This is a genomic window from Burkholderia sp. SCN-KJ (genome assembly GCF_024656005.1).
Classification (GTDB): Bacteria; Pseudomonadota; Gammaproteobacteria; order Burkholderiales; family Burkholderiaceae; genus Burkholderia.
In genome coordinates this window covers 214,357-231,260 of record NZ_JANKOG010000001.1, presented here as the reverse complement: position 1 = coordinate 231,260, position 16,904 = coordinate 214,357, and the positions used below count along the sequence as shown (strand labels likewise).

14 protein-coding genes and 1 riboswitch are annotated in these 16,904 nt (G+C 69.4%); of the genes, 4 read left to right on the top strand and 10 right to left on the bottom strand.

Going from position 1 to position 16,904, the window contains the following annotated elements; all coding sequences use genetic code 11:
* Positions 1–195 precede the first annotated feature (195 nt).
* Positions 196–2,889 (bottom strand): aminopeptidase N, encoded by a 2,694-nt coding sequence (gene pepN / locus NQV17_RS01070; protein ID WP_257768035.1) that lies wholly within the window; start codon positions 2,887–2,889, stop codon positions 196–198.
* Positions 2,890–3,075: 186 nt separating this feature from the next.
* Here pepN and NQV17_RS01065 point away from each other — a divergent pair, with 186 nt between their 5' ends.
* The gene (locus tag NQV17_RS01065) at positions 3,076–3,777 is read left to right on the top strand and encodes a DUF4136 domain-containing protein (RefSeq protein WP_257768033.1); all 702 of its coding nucleotides are present in this window, start codon (positions 3,076–3,078) and stop codon (positions 3,775–3,777) included.
* A gap of 67 nt (positions 3,778–3,844) precedes the next feature.
* On the opposite strand, the gene NQV17_RS01060 is transcribed toward NQV17_RS01065, so the two are convergent.
* The 8 genes from NQV17_RS01060 to NQV17_RS01025 all read right to left on the bottom strand — a co-directional run bounded on the left by NQV17_RS01060 (position 3,845) and on the right by NQV17_RS01025 (position 11,892).
* Complete coding sequence (locus tag NQV17_RS01060; RefSeq protein WP_044848551.1) at positions 3,845–4,417, bottom strand: TMEM165/GDT1 family protein; 573 nt, start codon at positions 4,415–4,417, stop codon at positions 3,845–3,847.
* A 78-nt stretch (positions 4,418–4,495) separates the two neighbouring features.
* Positions 4,496–4,633, bottom strand: a riboswitch (yybP-ykoY riboswitch).
* Positions 4,634–4,725: 92 nt separating this feature from the next.
* Entirely contained in the window at positions 4,726–6,042 is a 1,317-nt protein-coding gene (gene guaD, locus NQV17_RS01055) for a guanine deaminase (RefSeq protein WP_044848552.1), read from the bottom strand.
* Complete coding sequence (locus tag NQV17_RS01050) at positions 6,039–6,467, bottom strand: hypothetical protein (protein ID WP_257768029.1); 429 nt, start codon at positions 6,465–6,467, stop codon at positions 6,039–6,041. Before NQV17_RS01050 ends, guaD begins: the two co-directional genes overlap by 4 nt.
* A gap of 27 nt (positions 6,468–6,494) precedes the next feature.
* A complete protein-coding gene (locus tag NQV17_RS01045) occupies positions 6,495–7,520 on the bottom strand; it encodes an adenosine deaminase (protein WP_257768027.1) in 1,026 nt (341 codons plus the stop codon).
* A gap of 18 nt (positions 7,521–7,538) precedes the next feature.
* Complete coding sequence (gene xdhC, locus NQV17_RS01040) at positions 7,539–8,543, bottom strand: xanthine dehydrogenase accessory protein XdhC (protein WP_257768025.1); 1,005 nt, start codon at positions 8,541–8,543, stop codon at positions 7,539–7,541.
* Between the two features lie 623 nt (positions 8,544–9,166).
* A complete protein-coding gene (locus NQV17_RS01035; protein ID WP_257768023.1) occupies positions 9,167–9,679 on the bottom strand; it encodes a disulfide bond formation protein B in 513 nt (170 codons plus the stop codon).
* 148 nt (positions 9,680–9,827) lie between these two features.
* Positions 9,828–11,204, bottom strand: coding sequence for an amidase (locus NQV17_RS01030; protein ID WP_257768021.1), 1,377 nt, complete (start codon positions 11,202–11,204; stop codon positions 9,828–9,830).
* Between the two features lie 7 nt (positions 11,205–11,211).
* Positions 11,212–11,892, bottom strand: coding sequence for a GntR family transcriptional regulator (locus tag NQV17_RS01025; RefSeq protein WP_257768019.1), 681 nt, complete (start codon positions 11,890–11,892; stop codon positions 11,212–11,214).
* Between the two features lie 279 nt (positions 11,893–12,171).
* Between NQV17_RS01025 and NQV17_RS01020 the strand changes: the two genes are divergently transcribed.
* The gene (locus NQV17_RS01020) at positions 12,172–13,359 is read left to right on the top strand and encodes a gamma-glutamyl-gamma-aminobutyrate hydrolase family protein (protein ID WP_257768017.1); all 1,188 of its coding nucleotides are present in this window, start codon (positions 12,172–12,174) and stop codon (positions 13,357–13,359) included.
* Positions 13,360–13,473: 114 nt separating this feature from the next.
* On the top strand, positions 13,474–14,187 hold the full coding sequence (locus tag NQV17_RS01015; RefSeq protein ID WP_257768015.1) for a DUF2968 domain-containing protein: 714 nt from the start codon (positions 13,474–13,476) through the stop codon (positions 14,185–14,187).
* Between the two features lie 80 nt (positions 14,188–14,267).
* Here the strand turns inward: NQV17_RS01015 and NQV17_RS01010 are convergent, their stop codons facing one another.
* The gene (locus NQV17_RS01010; protein ID WP_257768013.1) at positions 14,268–15,584 is read right to left on the bottom strand and encodes a hypothetical protein; all 1,317 of its coding nucleotides are present in this window, start codon (positions 15,582–15,584) and stop codon (positions 14,268–14,270) included.
* Between NQV17_RS01010 and NQV17_RS01005 the strand changes: the two genes are divergently transcribed.
* Positions 15,583–16,884: an MFS transporter gene (locus NQV17_RS01005; RefSeq protein ID WP_257768011.1), complete on the top strand. Its 1,302-nt coding sequence runs from the start codon at positions 15,583–15,585 to the stop codon at positions 16,882–16,884. The two genes, NQV17_RS01010 and NQV17_RS01005, sit on opposite strands and share 2 nt — an antisense overlap.
* The last annotated feature ends 20 nt before the right edge of the window (positions 16,885–16,904 follow it).

Below are 16,904 nucleotides of genomic sequence, written 5' to 3'. Positions count from 1 at the left end.
TGGTCGGTCGGCCGGTTCGGCCGGGTTCCGGCGTGCGCGGCGCGGCGGATCGGCCCGGCGGCGGCGGTAAAACCGGGGGCCTGAACGCGTGGTCCGGCTCCGATCCCGCCAACCTTCAGACGACAAAAAGCCGGCGCCGCAACGGGGCGGCACCGGCTTCCTCGCGCTGGCGCGCGGCGAGTCGCGCGCGTGACGTTACGCGAGCGCCTTCTCGACGATCTCGCGCACGTCGCGCGATTTGGCACCGGCCGCGACCTGCTCGAGCGCTTCGCGCATCCGGTCGCGCAGCGCCGGCGTAAAGCGGCGCCACAGTTCGAGCGAGCGGGCGAGGCGCGCGGCGACCTGCGGGTTGATCGCGTCGAGCGCGAGCACCTGTTCGGCCCAGAACGCGTAGCCCGAGCCGTCCGCCGCGTGGAATTGCGCCGGGTTCGCCGCGCAGAAGCTGAAGATCAGCGAGCGCGCGCGGTTCGGGTTCTTCAGGTTGAACGCGGGGTGGGCCATCAGCGTGCGGACCTTCGCGAGCGTCGGCTGGGCCGGCGTGCCGCGCTGCGCGGCCTGCATCGCGAACCACTTGTCGATCACGAGCGCTTCCTTTTCGAAGCGGCGGTAGAAGTCGTCGAGCGCGCGCGCGGCCGCGTCGTTCGCACCGGCCGCCGCGGCGGACAGCAGCGCGCCGAGCGCAGCGGCGCGATCGGTCATGTTGTTCGCCGCGTCGTACTGCGCGGTCGCGATGCGCACGGCATCGGCCGGATCCTCGAGTTCGGCGAGATACGCGAGCGCGAGGTTCTTCAGCGCGCGGCGGCCGGAGGCTTCAGGCGTCGGCGCGTACGCGCCCGGCGTCTGGTGCTGCTCGTACGCGGCGAGCCATTCGGCGCGCAGCGCGGTCGCGAGCTGGCGGCGCACGAACTGGCGCGCGCGATGCACGGCAGCGGGATCGGCTTCCGCCATCTGGTCGGCCAGATAGGTTTCCGACGGCAGCGTCAGTGCGAGCTCGCGGAACGCGGGCGACAGGTTTTCATCGGTCAGCACGCGGCGGAACGCGGCGACGAAGTTCGCGCCGAGCGTGAGCGGCTCGTTCGCGGCGGCACGCGCGGCGAGCGTCAGCAGCGCGCGTGTCGCGAGGCGCTGGCCGGCTTCCCAGCGGTTGAACGGGTCGCTGTCGTGCGCGAGCAGGAACGCGAGGTCGTCGTCGCCGTAGTCGTATTCGACGATCACCGGCGCCGAGAAATTGCGCAGCAGCGACGGCAGCGGCTCCTCCGGCACGTCGACGAACGTGAAGGTCTGCTCGGTGTCGGTGAAGTCGAGCACGCGCGTCGCGCCCGATGCGGCGGCTTCGCCGTCGAGGCGCAACGGCAGGTCGCGGCCGTCGCGGCCGATCAGGCCGATCGCGAACGGAATCAGCAGCGGCCCCTGCTGCGTCTCGCGCGCGGCCGGCGACGCGTCGCCGTAGCCCTGCGCGAGCGTGACCGTGTAGCGGCGCGCGGCCGCGTCGTACGCGGTGCGCACCGACACGCGCGGCGTGCCGGCCTGGCTGTACCAGCGCTCGAATTGCGCGAGGTCGCGCCCGTTCGCGTCGGCCATCGCGTGACGGAAGTCGTCGCACGTCACCGCTTGACCGTCGTGGCGCTGGAAGTACAGGTCCATCCCCTTGCGGAAGCCGTCGCGGCCGAACAGCGTCTGGTACATCCGCACGACTTCCGAGCCTTTCTCGTAGACGGTCATCGTGTAGAAGTTGTTGATCTCGACGTAGCTTTCCGGACGCACCGGATGCGCCATCGGGCCCGCATCCTCGGCGAACTGCAGCTGGCGCAGCACGCGCACGTCCTCGATGCGCTTGACCGCGCGGGCCGCTGACTCGACGTCGTCGCCCGCGGCCATGTCGGCCGAGAACTCCTGGTCGCGGAACACGGTCAGCCCTTCCTTCAGGCTCAGCTGGAACCAGTCGCGGCAGGTCACGCGATTGCCGGTCCAGTTGTGGAAGTACTCGTGGCCGACCACCGATTCGATGTTCGCGAAGTCGGTGTCGGTCGCGGTCTCGGGGTTCGCCAGCACGTACTTCGTATTGAAGATGTTGAGCCCCTTGTTTTCCATCGCGCCCATGTTGAAGTCGCCGACTGCGACGATCATGAAGCGGTCGAGATCGAGCTCGAGGCCGAAGCGCTTTTCATCCCAGCGGATCGAATGGATCAGCGAATCCATCGCGTGACGGGTCTTGTCGAGATCGGCCGGTTCGACCCACACCTGCAGCAGCTTCTCCTTGCCGGAGCCGGACGTGATCTTCTCCTCGATCGCGACGAGCTTGCCCGCGACGAGCGCGAACAGGTAGCTCGGCTTGCGGAACGGGTCCTCCCATTTCGCGAAGTGGCGGCCGTCGGCCAGCTCGCCCGAGTCGACGAGATTGCCGTTCGACAGCAGCACCGGGTACGCGGTCTTGTCGGCGCGCAGCGTGACGGTGTACGACGCCATCACGTCGGGGCGGTCGAGGAAGTAGGTGATGCGGCGAAAGCCTTCGGCCTCGCACTGCGTGAAGAAGTTGCCGCTCGATACGTACAGGCCGGACAGCGTCGTGTTCTGGTCCGGCGCGCACGCGCTGTCGAGCGTAAGCTCGAACGCATCGGGCACGTTTTCGACGGTCAGCCCGTGGTCGTGCGCGCGCACCGGACCATACGGCGCGCCGTCGAGCCGTGCGCCGAGGAATTCGAGCGCCTCGCCCATCAGCTCCAGATGCGGGGTGGGCGCCGCGTCCGGATTGCGGCGCACGCGCATCGTGTTCCTGACGATCGTGCGGGCCGGCGCGAGATCGAATTCGAGTGCGACGGAATCGATGAGGAAGGCCGGCGGCGTGTAGTCGGCGCGGCGGATCACGGTGGAGGAGGCGTTGTCGGACATGGTCGTCGAGATCGGTGGAGTGGGGATCGGGCCCGCAGCGCGGGCCGGCTGAACCGGGCCATTGTACAAAGGCTTGCGGCCGCGTGCCGGGCGAACTTTTTACCGGTTCCGGCAGTCCGCGTATTATCGGCATCCCGTGCGGTTCGCGCGGTGCGACGAGCGGGTGACGGATCGACGAGGATCGACATGAAACATGAATTGATTCAACGCGGTGCGGGCTGGGCGGCGGCGCTGTGCGTGGCGCTGCTGACGGGCTGCACCAGCTACGTGACGACCCAGGTCACGGCCTTCTCCGACTGGAGCGGCAGCGACGCGACGCGTACTTACGCCTTCACGCGCAGCGACGCGCAGAAGCACAGCATCGAGCAGTCGACCTACGAGCCGATCGTCGCGAACGAACTGTCCGCGTATGCGTTCCGCCAGGTGCCGCCCGCGCAGGCACGCTATCTGGTCGGGCTGGCCTACGGGGTCGGCAGCGATCTGGTGACGGTGCCGCAGCCGGTCTACTACGACCCGTGGTTCATGGGGCCGGGGCCGTACTGGCGGGGCGGGCCGTGGGGCCCGTGGGGGCCCTGGGGGCCGATGCCGGCCGGCTACGTCGCGCAGACCTACCAGGTGTTCGACTACACGCTCGGCATCCGGATCACCGAGCGCGCGACCGGCAAGGAGGTCTATAACGTGACCGCGCGCACCACGGGCGACAACGGCGCGCTGCTGTATGCGATGCCGTTTCTCGCGCGCAGCGCGCTCGCCGATTTCCCGTTGTCGAACGGGGCGATCCGCACGGTGCGGCTGCCGGTCGACAAGCGCGGCGGGCCGGCCGCGCCGGCCGCCAACGAGCGCGCGGTGCCGGCGGCGCCGGCATCGGGTGCGGCGGTCGCGAAGTAACGCGGTATCGACACCGGCGCGGCCACCCGGCCGCGCCACTTGCCCGCGCGCTTCCGCAGTACGTGCGTCAGACGCCGACGCCCAGCAGCGCCAGCGCCCCCAGCACGACGAACAGCACGGCCGCGATGCCATGCACCAGCTTCGTCGGCAGGCGGTGCGCGAAACGGTCGCCCAGCAGGATCGCGGGCACGTTCGCGAGCATCATCCCGAAGGTCGTGCCGGCCACCACGCCGATGTAATCCTGGAAGCGCGCGGCGAGCGCGACGGTTGCGATCTGCGTCTTGTCGCCCATTTCCGCGAGGAAGAATGCGACGAGCGTCGCGCCGAACACGCCGAGCCGCGAGCGGTTCGCATTGGCTTCGTCCGCATCGAGCTTGTCCGGCACGAGGATCCACAAGCCCATCGCGATGAACGAGAACGCGAGCGCCCAGCGCATGATCGACGGCGTGACGAGAATGCCGAGCCATTCGCCGAGCGCACCGGCGAAGCCGTGGTTCACGACCGTCGCAACCAGCACGCCGAGAATGATCGGCACGGGCTTGCGATAGCGCGCGGCCAGCACGAGGGACAGCAGTTGGGTCTTGTCGCCGATTTCAGCGAGGGCGACGGCGCCGGTGGAGATCAGGAATGCTTGGGACACGTATGGGGTTCCACGGGCCGATGTTGTGCGTGCGAGCGACGATCCGCCGCGCGCCGGGCCCTGATGCGGCGCGCAGTGAACCATCGGTCTCGCCAGGCCTTGGTGGCTGCGCCCGCCATGGCCGAACGGCCAAGTCTGTTGACGGACGCCTCCGTCACGATGCGCGCCGGGGGCGCGGGACATCGAGCGGAGCGGCTACTCCCCAATGAGCGGCGAATTCTAGCACGGCGCGTGCCGCGCGCGGCGAATTCGACGGCGCCGGCATGCGCCGCAGCGCATGTCGGAGCAGGGTGAGGCTCAGGTGTCGGTTACGCGGCGGCGCGGCGTGCGGCACCGCGCTCGTGCACGAGCCGGCCGGCCGCGTACGTGCGGTACACGGCGCGGTCGTCGCCGAGCAGCGCGAATGCGAACAGCAGTTCCTCGAGCGACTCCGCGCGCTTCGTGCGGCGTGCGAGCAGCGGCGTGGCCTGCGGGTCGAGCACGACGAAGTCGGCTTCGGTGCGCGGCGCGAGCGTGCCGACCGTGTCGGCGAGATCGAGCGCCTGCGCGGCGCCGGCCGTCGCAAGCCAGAACATCCGCGTCGCGCTCAGGTGGTGGCCCGACAGCCGCGCCACCTTGTGCGCCTCGTTCATCGTCTGCAGCATCGAGAACGACGTGCCGCCGCCGACGTCGGTGGCGAGCGTGACGGGCACGTCGTATTCGCCGGCCTTGTCGAAGTCGAACAGCCCGCTGCCGAGGAAGAAGTTCGACGTCGGGCAGTGCGCAACGACGGTGCGCGTCTCGGCCATCCGGCGACGGTCCTCGTCGTCGAGATGGATGCAGTGGCCGTACACCGCGCGCGGGCGCAGCAGCCCGTAACGATCGTAGATGTCGAGATAGCTGCGGTGGCCCGGGAACAGCTCGGCCGCCCATTTCACTTCGTCGACGTTTTCCGCGACGTGGCTCTGCACGAACACGTCCGGATGGCGGCGCGCGAGTTCGCTGCACGCCTCGAGCTGCGCCTCGGTGGAGGTCGGCGCGAAGCGCGGCGTGAGCGCGTACATCTGGCGGCCCTTGCCGTGCCAGCGGCCGATCAGCTCGGCGCTGTCGTCATAGCCCGATTGCGCGGTGTCGCGCAGGAACTCGGGGCAGTTGCGGTCCATCAGCACCTTGCCCGCGATCATCCGCAGGTCGCGCGCGTCGCTCGCCGCGAACAGCGCGTCGGCCGACTGCTTGTGCACGGTGCAGTAGACGAGCGCGCTCGTCGTGCCGCACGCGAGCAATTCGTCGACGAAGAAGTCGGCGACTTCGCGCGCATGTTCCGGATCGCCGAACTGGCGCTCGGTCGGGAACGTGTACTTGTCGAGCCACGGCAGCAGGCCGGGCGCCGGCGACGCGATCATGTCCGTCTGCGGATAGTGGATGTGCGTATCGATGAAGCCGGGCACGATCAGCTTGTCGCGCAGGTCGTGGACGACCGCGTCGCGCGCGAGCGTCGCGGCCAGCCGTGCATGCGGGCCGGCCGCGACGACCTTGCCGTCGTCGACGATCAGGAGGCCGTCGGTCTCGTGGTTCGCGGCCTGGCTCGACTGCGCCGGGTCGCCATTGAAGGTCAGCAGCTGGGAACGGAAAGCGGTTTGCGTCATGACGAAGGGTCCTGCATCAAGGTAAGGCGAACAGAAGAAAACGGTCGGTGCCGCGCGGGCGACGACGCGGCGGGGGCGGCCCGGGCGTGCGCGATGCGGCGAGCCGCGCAGGCGGCGCCGCGCGCTGCGATCGCGCACGCAAGCGCGGCGGCCGTGGCCGCGATGGCCGACGTACCGGCGGACAGCGCCGCAATCGCGATGGCGATCGCGATCACGGCGGCCGGCTCGCCGGCGACCGGCATCGCGAGCCGCAACAGTCGTTGCACGACGCGCAGCGGCAGGCTGCGGCGCGCGACGACGCACAACACCGTCGCCACGCGTACGACGGACGCGATGCCGGCCTGCGTGCCCGGCGCACGCAGGCGGCCGATGCGGCACAACGCCGGGCCGGTCGTCGCGAAGCGAATGTCGTTGCGGTGTTTCATCTGTCTAGCGAACCTCGATGCCGGCCGTCACGCGGCCTGCCAGTACGAATCGAGGCGCGCGATCAGTGCATCGCGCTGCGCGGCGTCGACGAACGACGCCTCGAAGCCGTTGCGAATCACCGCGTGCACTTCGGCGTCCGTCAGCTGCAGCCCGTCGACCGTCGCGAAGTAGTTGTCGTTCACGTAGCCGCCGAAATAGGCCGGATCGTCGGAGTTGATCGTCACCGCGACGCCGCGATCGAGCAGCGCCTTCAGCGTGTGCTTCGCCATGTCGTCGAACACGCACAGCTTCAGGTTCGACAGCGGGCACACGGTCAGCGCCGTGCGCGTGCGCGCGAGGCGTTCGACGAGCGCCGCATCCTCGATGCTGCGCACGCCGTGGTCGATCCGGTCGACCTTCAGCACGTCGAGCGCTTCGTAGATATAGGCGGGCGGGCCTTCCTCGCCCGCATGCGCGACGAGCTTCAGCCCGAGCGCGCGCGCCTTCTCGAACACGCGCGCGAACTTCGTCGGCGGATGGCCGAGTTCGGACGAGTCGAGCCCGACGCCGATCAGCCGATGGCGATAGCGTTCGAACAGCGGCAGCGCGGCGTCGAACGTCGCGAGCGCATCTTCTTCCGACAGGTGGCGCAGGAAACACAGGATCAGCTTGCTCGACAGCCCGCGCTGCTCGGCATCGGCGAGCGCGCGGTCGATGCCGGCCACCACCGTCTCGATCGGCACGCCGCGTTCGGTGTGCGTCTGCGGGTCGAAGAACAGCTCGGTGTGGACGACGTTGTCGGCGAGCGCGCGTTCGCAGTACGCGGCCGTCATGTCGTAGAAATCCTGCTCGGTCAGCAGCACGCTCGCGCCCGCGTAATAGATGTCGAGGAACGACTGCAGGTCGGTGAACGCGTATGCGGCACGCAGCGCGTCGATCGATTCGTACGCGAGCTTCACGCCGTTGCGCTGCGCGAGCGCGAAAATCAGCTCGGGCTCGAGCGAGCCTTCGATATGGATGTGCAGCTCCGCTTTCGGAGCGCGGGCGATCTTGTCCTTGAATGTCGGGGTCATGGCGTTGTTGTTGGTCGGTCAGAAGGTGGGGGAAGCCTGCACGGGTGCATTCGCCTCGACGGCCTGCAGCAACTGCGCGGCCACCGAGATCGCGATCACTTCGGGCGCCTTGTCGATGATGCCTTCGACGCCGATCGGGCAGCGCATCCGCGCGACCTGGGCCGGGTCGATGCCGATCGCCGCCAGCCGATGATCGAACTGCGCGCGCTTGGTGTGCGAGCCGGTCATCCCGAAGTATGCATAGTCGCCGCGCCGCAGGATGCGCTCGGCCAGCATGAAATCGAGTGCGTGGTCGTGCGTCATCACGACGAAGTACGCGTGCGGCGGCGCCGTGTCGACGGCATCGGCCGGGCTGGCAAGCGCGTCGATCGCGAGATTGCCGATCCCGGCGAGCGCCTCAGCCGGCGGGAACACCGCATCGGGGCCGTCGATCCAGCGCACCTGGCACGGCAGCGTCGCCAGCACCTTCACGAGCGCGGTGCCGATGTGCCCGGCGCCGAATAGCACGACGGGGAACGCATACGGCGCGATCGTTTCGGTCATCAGCGCTACACCGCCGGTTTCCCACAGCAGGCAATCGGCACGCGCGGCCGGCGATTCGGGCTCGCTCAGCAGCGGCGCGCCCGGCGAGGGGCCGAATGATACGCTACGCACGGTCGCGGCGCCCGCCGCGACGCGCTTCGCGAGCGACATGATCCAGCCGAGGTCGCCGACGTCGAGCCGCTCGAACGCGAGCACGACTGCGCCGCCGCAGCACTGGCCGAGGCTCGGGCCGAGCGCGAGCCGTTCGAGCCGGCGCGCGTGGGGCACGTGCGCGCCGTCCTTCAGCAGGTGCCGCGCGATCTCGATCGCCTTCCATTCCAGATGACCGCCGCCGATCGTATGGCGGGCCGTGTCGCGCGTGACGAGCATCTTGGTGCCGGCCTCGCGCGGCGCGGAGCCGTCGGTATGCGCGACCGTCACGAGCACGGCCGCTTCGCCGTGTGCGAGCAGTTGCTGCAGATCGCCGAGCCAGGCTTCCATCAGCACGCTCCGTTCGGGACGATGCGGCACGACGCGCGGCGCGGGCTGGCGGGCGCGGCGGCAACGAGGACGGACGGGAGCGAGGCGGGCCGGCCGCACGACGGGTTCAGTGCGCTGGCCGTGCGCCGAAGGCGCGCGCGAACGACGCCGCGCAACGTGCGGACGCCATGAGGGTGACGGATGCGGATGGTTTGCGTTGTCATGATGAATCCAGGCGACATTGCGGATCGGGCGCGCGTTACGCAGGGGGTGAGACCGCCTGGCCTCGCGCACGTAGATCGCCATCCAGTCGTGAAGATAGCACCGCAAGGCGGCGGGAACATTGCCGGGCGGTGATCCGGGCTATCAGACGGCGATCATGTCGATCATAGGCCCGCCGCGCGGGATCGTGGCGCCGATGCGCGGGCGTCGGGCCGAAACGCATGCGTGGCGGGGCGTGCGCGCGGATCGCGCGCGACGCGCGTTGGCCCGGGAATCGGGGCGGCGGCGGGGATAGGTGTTTACGCGCGGCCGGCGGGGGGCGGCCGCATCGGGGCAGCGCCGGTGTCGTCGGCCGAGCCGGACGAAGCGGCCACGCGGCCACGCGACCTCGACCGGTCGGCCGGTTCGCGCGGCGCGGCCGGTCAGCCCGCCAGCTTGCGGCGATGGCGCCAGAGGCTCGCGGCGACGGCAATCAGGATCACGGCGAAGCCGATCAGTGCCCAGCCGGGCAGCAGGATCCCGAAGATCGGCGGGTAGACCGTCTCGCACAGGCCGGCGACCTTGAACATGCCGGGGAACCACTGGGCGGGCGGCAGGCTGTCGACGATCGGCTGCAGCGTGTCGAAGCCGCAGCTGAAGCCCGGATTCATCTGGATCGACAGGTGCCGCGCGGCGGTGCCGACGCCGCCGGCCGCGGCGATCGCGATCAGCAGCTCGAGCACCCAGATGCCGCGCCAGTTGCGCATCCCCGCGGCCAGGAACGCGAAGATCCCGATCGCCGCGAAGAAGTAGCGCTGGATGATGCACAGCGGGCACGGATCTTCGTTCTTCACGTACTGCAGATACAGCGCGCCGGCCAGCAGGGCGATACACACCCAGCCGAGCAGCATCAGCAGGCGGCGTTCACGGCGGAGTGCGAGCGTGGAGTCGTTCATGTCGGCGGGATTCCTGTCGTTGGTCGGTCCGATAAACAATCGCGCGATTTTAGCGCGAACGATCTGGCACGAAACTGACAGCACGCGTGCGGCACCCCGCCGTAGCCGCTTCGTCCGGTCGCTACCCGCCGTCATGCCGCGCGGGCGGTCACCGGATCGTGTTCAGCACGGCCTCGACCGCCTGGCCGATCGCGAGCAGCGCGTCGTCGCGATACGGCGCGGCCGCGAGCATCAGGCCGACCGGCGCCGCGTCGCGCGGATGGCACGGCAGCGACAGCGCGCATGCGTCGAGGAAGTTGAAGGCGCTCGGATTGCGCAGGATCAGCGCATTGGTGCGCGTGAACGCGGCGTCGTCCGCTTCGAGTTCGGCGATGCGCGGCGGCACGACCGGCACCGTCGGTGCGACGAGCGCGTCGAAGCGCGACCAGACGGTGTGTGCCGCTTCGTCCAGCATCGCGTGGCGGGCGGCGAGCAGGTCGAGATAGTCGGCCGCGCTCGCCGGCTCGCCCTTCAGGATGCGCGACAGCACGCGCGGGTCGTATTGATCGCGGTGCCGCGCGAGCAGCGGGCGATGCCACGCGTACGCCTCGATCGGCGAGAAGCCGAAGCGGTTGATGTCCGGCAGCCGGTCGAGCGCGGAAAAGCGCACTTCCGTGACGATCGCGCCCGCGGCTTCGAGGTGCTTGAGCGATGCGTCGAGCGCGGCGGCGACGTCGGCGTCGACGCCGTCGGTCACATAATTGGTCAGCACGCCGAGCCGCACGCCTTCGAGCGGCCGCGCGGCCGGCACGTGCGGTTCGAGGCCCGCGAGCATCCGGTCGACGAGTGCGCAGCAGGCAACCGTCAGGCCGATCGGGCCGAACGAGTCGAGCGTGGTCGACAGCGGCACGCCGCCTTGCGTCGGGATCCGGCTCGCGGTCGGCTTGAAGCCCGTCAGCCCGCACAGGGCGGCCGGGATGCGGATCGAGCCGCCGGTGTCGGTGCCGAGCGCGACGGCGGCCATCCCGTCGGCGACGGACGCGGCCGCGCCCGACGACGAGCCGCCGGAAATTCGTGCATCGCCCGGCACGTCGCGGTGGTACGGGGAGCGCGGATGGCCGAAGTGCGGATTCAGCCCGAGCCCCGAGAACGCGAACTCGCTCATGTTGGTGCGGCCGACCAGCACCGCGCCCGCGCGCTTGAGCCGCGCGACGGCGACCGCGTCGGCCTTGGCGGGCGGCGCCCCGTCGAGCACGCGCGAACCGGCGCGCGTCACCTGGCCCGCGACGTCGAACAAATCCTTCACCGATACGGGGATGCCCGCGAGCGGCGACAGCACGGTGCCCGCGGCACGCAGGCGGTCGTGCGCGTCGGCGGCCGCGCGCGCGTTGTCGGCGTCGACTTCGGTGAAGACGGCGGCACCCTGGCCGGACGGATCGGCGATCCGGTCGAGCGCGACGTCGACGAGCGCGCGGCTCGTGGTCCGGCCGGCGGCGAGGTCGGCGGCGAGCTGGGCGAGCGGAGGGAAGGGCGTGAAGGTGGTCATGGGCGGCTCAGGGGCGAAGGTGTTGGACAAGGGTGGCGCGAAACGAATCGATGTGGCGTTCGACGGCCGTGCGCGCGCCGGCGGCGTCGCGCGCGGACAGCCGCTCGAACAGTTCGCGATGTTCGTGCTGGACGTCGGACAGGTGATGCGGCTCGGACAGCGTGACGAACCAGAAGCGCAGCGAGCGCTCGTGCAGCGCGCGCAGGATTTCCGCGAGCACCGTGTTGCGTGCCGCCGCGGCGATCGCCTGATGAAACGCGCGGTCGAGCTCCATCATGCCCTCGACGTCGTGCGCGTCGACGCAGGCCTGGCCGTCGTCGAGCAGCGCGGCCATGCGGGCGAGATCGTCGGGCGTTGCATGGCGGGCGGCGAGTTCGACGCAATGCGCTTCGTTGATGCGGCGCACGTCGATCACCGCGACGATGTCGTCGAGCGACAGCGGTTGCACCATTAGCCCCTTGCGCGGCATCACGGACAGCAGCCCTTCGAGCACCAGCCGGTGGACGGCCTGATGGACGGGCGTGCGGCCGATGCCGGTGCGGGCCACGAGGTCGGCTTCGTTGAGCGCGGCGCCCGGCTTCAGGCGCATCGTGATGATGTCGCGCTGGATCAGCGCGTACGCGCGGTCGGCGAGGCTGAGCGCCGATGCGGCAGGCCGGTCGTGGAGGGCGTCGGTCAGGGCGTTCATGCAGGCGGGGGCGCGGTGGCCGGACAGGGCGCGGTCACGGCGCGGGCGATCGGGTAACGTGGACGATCCGTGAATATTATTGTGATATATCACTGATGTCCAGTTCACCCGGACGGCCCGCGATACCGTCGAATGGAGGCCGGTGGCACGTCCGGCGGGGGATGCGACGACTTGCAACAATTTCGACAGGATGTTGCAGGTTTACCGCGCGATCGTGCACTGAAGCATAATGAATCCTCGTCAATCCAATACGCGCGAGCGACGTACCAGACCATCGTCATGAGCGAAAACACGCCTTCCCCGGCCGGTCTGCCCGGCACTTCTTCCGCTTCCACCGATTCCCCCCGTTCCGGTCCGGCGCCCACGCCGGAGGCGCCTGCCACGCAGGCTGCCGCTGCTCAGGTCGTCGCGGCGAATGGCGCAGCGCCGGTCACGGCGGCGTCCGAGCCGGGCGCCGCGGGCACGGCGGGTGCCGCTGCCGAAGGCAGTGCAGCGCCGCCGAAACCCGGTGCAGCGCCGCCCGGGTTCGGCGCGCAGCCCGATTTCGACACGCCGCGCCCGCCGCCCGCGAGCGCGCAGAACGTGCCGCCGGCTTACCTGAAGCAAAGCGATACGCCGTGGTCGGTATTCGGCCGGATCGTCGCGGCGCGCGCCCGCCGGATGTTCGATCGCGCCGGCCAGCGGATCACGCAGCGCACGCTGCGCATCGGCGTGTCGGCGCGGATCTTCCATCCGGAGCCGGGCGCGAAGGGGCTGCGCGGCAAGACGCTGCAGTATCTCGAGGAATCGATCGCGCACTGGGTGATGTCGCGCGACGTGCTCGTGTTCATGATCCCGACCGTCGGTCACCAGGGCATGCTGCACCCGAGCAACATCCGCCTGCGCGACTACGCGAAGCATCTCGACGGCCTGCTGCTGCAAGGCGGCGCCGACGTGTCGCCGCAAACCTACGCGGCGTCGGACGCGCGCCCCGAATGGCCGGGCGATCGCGTGCGCGACATGTACGAGCTCGAGCTGTTTCACGAGTTCGTCGAGTCCGGCAAGCCCGTGCTCGGCGTGTGCCGCGGCTGCCAGCTGATCAACGTCGCGTTCGGCGGGTCGCTGTACCAGGACATCGCGACCGACGTACCGACCGCGAACGCGCACGTGAGCGAGCATTACGACCAGCATCGCCACGCGATCCGCTTCCCGGACTCGTCGACGCTCGCGAGCATGTTTCCCGGGCGCAGCGAAGCGATCGTGAACTCGATCCACCATCAGGCGATCCGCGATCTCGGCCGCGATCTGAACATCGAGGCCGTGTCGGCCGGCGACGGGATCATCGAAGGCATTCGCTACCGGCGAGCGCCGTTCGTCGTCGGCGTGCAATGGCACCCGGAGTTTCATCGCGCGGGCGGCGCCGAACTGCTCGACTGCACGCCGCTGCTCGATGCATTCCTGCGCGCGGCACGCGAAACGCGCTTGTAGCCGGCGTTTGCTGTATCGCGCAGGAAGGTCGGCCGCATCCCGGTAAATTCGAGATGCGGCCGTTTCGTTTTGAACGATAATCGCGACTCCCGATTCGTTCGCCGGAGTCTGACGTTGGCCTTCCGAGATTTTTCCCCTGCCCGATGCGCAACGTGGATCGTTGCGCTGGCCGCCTGCGTGCATGCGGGCGCGGCGTGGTCCGTCGACGCGACCGCGCCGGTCGCGGGCTCGCGCCCCGCGGTGACGAGCCTGAGCGGCGATGCCGCGCAGGCGGCTTCCGCTTCCGGCGCATCCGCCGCCTCCGCGATGGATGCGACCGCGCAAGGCAACGTCGCCGAGCTCACGCAGATGCTGCACGACGGGCGAATCGTCGAGATGCGCACCACGTACAACGGCAGCTACGGCGCGAGCCTGATGTTCGATCCGCGCGAGATGACGTATTACATCGCGCTGTTCCAGGACAAGCATCTGTGGCGCGTGGTCAAGTCGCAGGAGAAGACCCGCGCGGAAATGGTGTACGCGAACTTCGTCCAGCAGACGACGCAACTCGCGGACGTCGAAATCCGCCGCACCGAACTGCAGGCGCAGAAGGCGTTTCTCGAACGCGTGATCGCGCTGCAGGCGAATCGTGCGCAGCAACTGCAGACCGATCTGAGCGTCGCGCGCAGCCAGCAGGCCGAGGTCGCGCAGCGGCAGAAGTCGGCGCAGGAGCAGACGCTGGCGCTGCAGGTCGAGAAGCGGGCGGCGCAGCTGCAATTGCGCGATCTGCAGGAGCAGGTACGGCAACTCGAGCGGCAGGCCGAAACGGGGTTGCCCGCGCACAAGTGACGAGCGGCCGGCCCGACGGACCGGTCGGCGAACGAAAACCCGGCGCAGCGTGCTTCGCCGGGTTTTTTATTGCCCGCGCGTCAGCGGGTGAGCGTGGTGGGTGTGTCGGTCAGGCGGCGGTGGGACAGGTGCGTCGTCCAGTCGAAACCGGCGGCGGGCGCAGCGGTTGTTCGAGCCGGGCGTTCGGCGTGCAGCGCGTTCGCCATCGCGATCAGCGTGAGTGGATCGTCGAGTGATGCGTGCTGGTCGTGCCGGGTGTCCGGGACCGGCAGTGAACCGGCGCGACCGGGCGTTGGCATGCGCGAGGCGACGTGCGTGATCCACGGGCGGCCGGCGAGTTGCGGCGCGGAAGGCGGGTGGACTTGCACGGCTGTCGCGTGCGTGCCGTTCGGTCGATTCGGCGACGGTGCCGCCGCGGTGGCGGCGCGTCGTACGTCCGGCGCTGCGTCGGCGAGTCGCGGCGAGGGCTCGAGCGCAGCGTCGCGTGCGGGCCGCGACGATGTGATAGGTGTATTGGCAACGGCCCGCGCCGAGTGGTGCCGTGCCGGCGTGATGGCCGTGGCGGGCTCGGCCCCGGCGCTCCGCACTCGACCCGTGAATTCCGTCGCGTGCTCCGGCACGGCGCTGGCGATTTGCATTACCGGCGAACGCGCGACATCCGGAAACGGTTCGTGGGCGACGATCAGCCCGCCGATGATCGCGAGTGCGCCGATGCTCCAGCAGGCGGCATGCCGTGCCCGCCGGTCGTGTGCTCGATTGACGGCACGTGCGACGTGCCGATGCCGACCGGTGGCGCCGGCAGCAACGGCTGGTACACCTGCTGACGACGGCTGTACGGCGGCCAGCGGTTGCCAGCGGCAGGTGCGATGCGGCGCGTCGACGTCGATGCACGAAGTCGTCAACGTTGCCACGCAGCGGATGTCGGAGCGGCTGCCGGACGCGGCGCCGAACCGCCATTCGCGGCCGAACGGCGGCACGCCGTCGAGCGGCGCGACGCGAGGGCGGGCGATCGAGCCTTCGACGGAAACGAGGGGCGATGGAATCATGAGGGCGGTACGCGGTGCGACGCGGGCCGCGTGGCCGGCCGCGGCGCGGAGTGCGTCGCAAATCGTGACATTGTGGTCAGGCGATCGCGATCGGTCGATCGGACCAATCTGATTTTGATGCACCTTTCGCGGCGATTCGTACGAGCCGGACGCGGCGTCCGCAACGCCGGCCCCGATACAAGGCAATTGTCGGATTCGCGTGGCATCATTCGCCAACCATGCCGGCATGCGCATCGTTGCGCGCGGCGCCGCCGGCTGCCAGCGATGCCCGTGCGCGCCGGCCCGGCGCGACACGCATCGTCGGATTCCCACGGCGCACAGGTCGCGCCTTCCGAGCCGAGAGAACGCCATGTCCACAGCCACACACGCCGTCGCGCAGGAATCGAAATTCCGTACCGTGTTCCGGGTCGTCAGCGGCAACTTCCTGGAAATGTACGACTTCATGGTCTACGGGTATTACGCGTCGGCCATCGCGAAAACGTACTTTCCGAGCGGCAACGCGTTCGCGTCGCTGATGCTGTCGCTGTCGCTGTCGGTGTTCGGCGCGGGCTTCCTGATGCGCCCCGTCGGCGCGATCGTGCTCGGCGCGTACATCGACCATCACGGCCGCCGCAAGGGGCTGATCCTGACCCTCGGGCTGATGGCGCTCGGCACGCTCACGGTGGCCTCGATACCGGGTTACGCGACGATCGGCGTGCTCGCGCCGGTGCTCGTGCTGCTCGGCCGGCTGCTGCAGGGCTTTTCCGCGGGCGTCGAGCTCGGCGGCGTGTCCGTCTACCTGTCGGAGATCGCGACGAAGGGGCACAAGGGGTTCTATACGTCGTGGCAGTCCGGCAGCCAGCAGGTGGCGGTCGTGTTCGCCGCGTTCGTCGGCGTGCTGCTGAACCGCGCGTTGCCGGCCGAGGACATGACCGCGTGGGGCTGGCGCATTCCGTTCCTGATCGGCTGCCTGATCGTTCCGTTCCTGTTCCGGATCCGACGTTCGCTGAAGGAAACCGACGAATTCCTCGCGAAGCGTCACCGTCCGACGATGGGCGAGATCATGCGATCGATGCTCGAAAACTGGGGCGTCGTGATCGCCGGCATGGGGATGGTGATCATGACGACGGTGTCGTTCTACATGATCACCGCATACACGCCGACGTTCGGCAAGGAAGTGCTGCACCTGTCGTCGCTCGACGCACTCGTCGTGACCGTCTGCGTCGGCCTGTCCAATCTCGTCTGGCTGCCGCTGTCCGGCGCGCTGTCGGATCGCATCGGCCGTCGCCCGGTGCTGATCGCGTTCACGGTGCTCACGCTGCTGTCGGCCTATCCGGCCGTGCTGTGGCTCGTGGCGGATCCGTCGTTCCTGCGGCTGCTCGCGGTCGAGCTGTGGCTGTCGTTCCTGTACGGCTCGTACAACGGCGCGATGGTCGTCGCGCTGACCGAAGTGATGCCGGCCGATGTGCGCACGGCCGGCTTCTCGCTCGCGTACAGCCTCGCGACGACGATCGGCGGGTTCACGCCGGCGATCTCGACGTTGCTGATCCACCAGACCGGCAACAAGGCGGCACCGGGGCTGTGGCTGAGCGTCGCCGCATTCTGTGGATTGATCGCGACGCTCGTGTTGTATCGCACGCGCGAAGCGCGCAACCAGTACAAGTCGGCCTGACGCCGCCTGTATCGCATCAC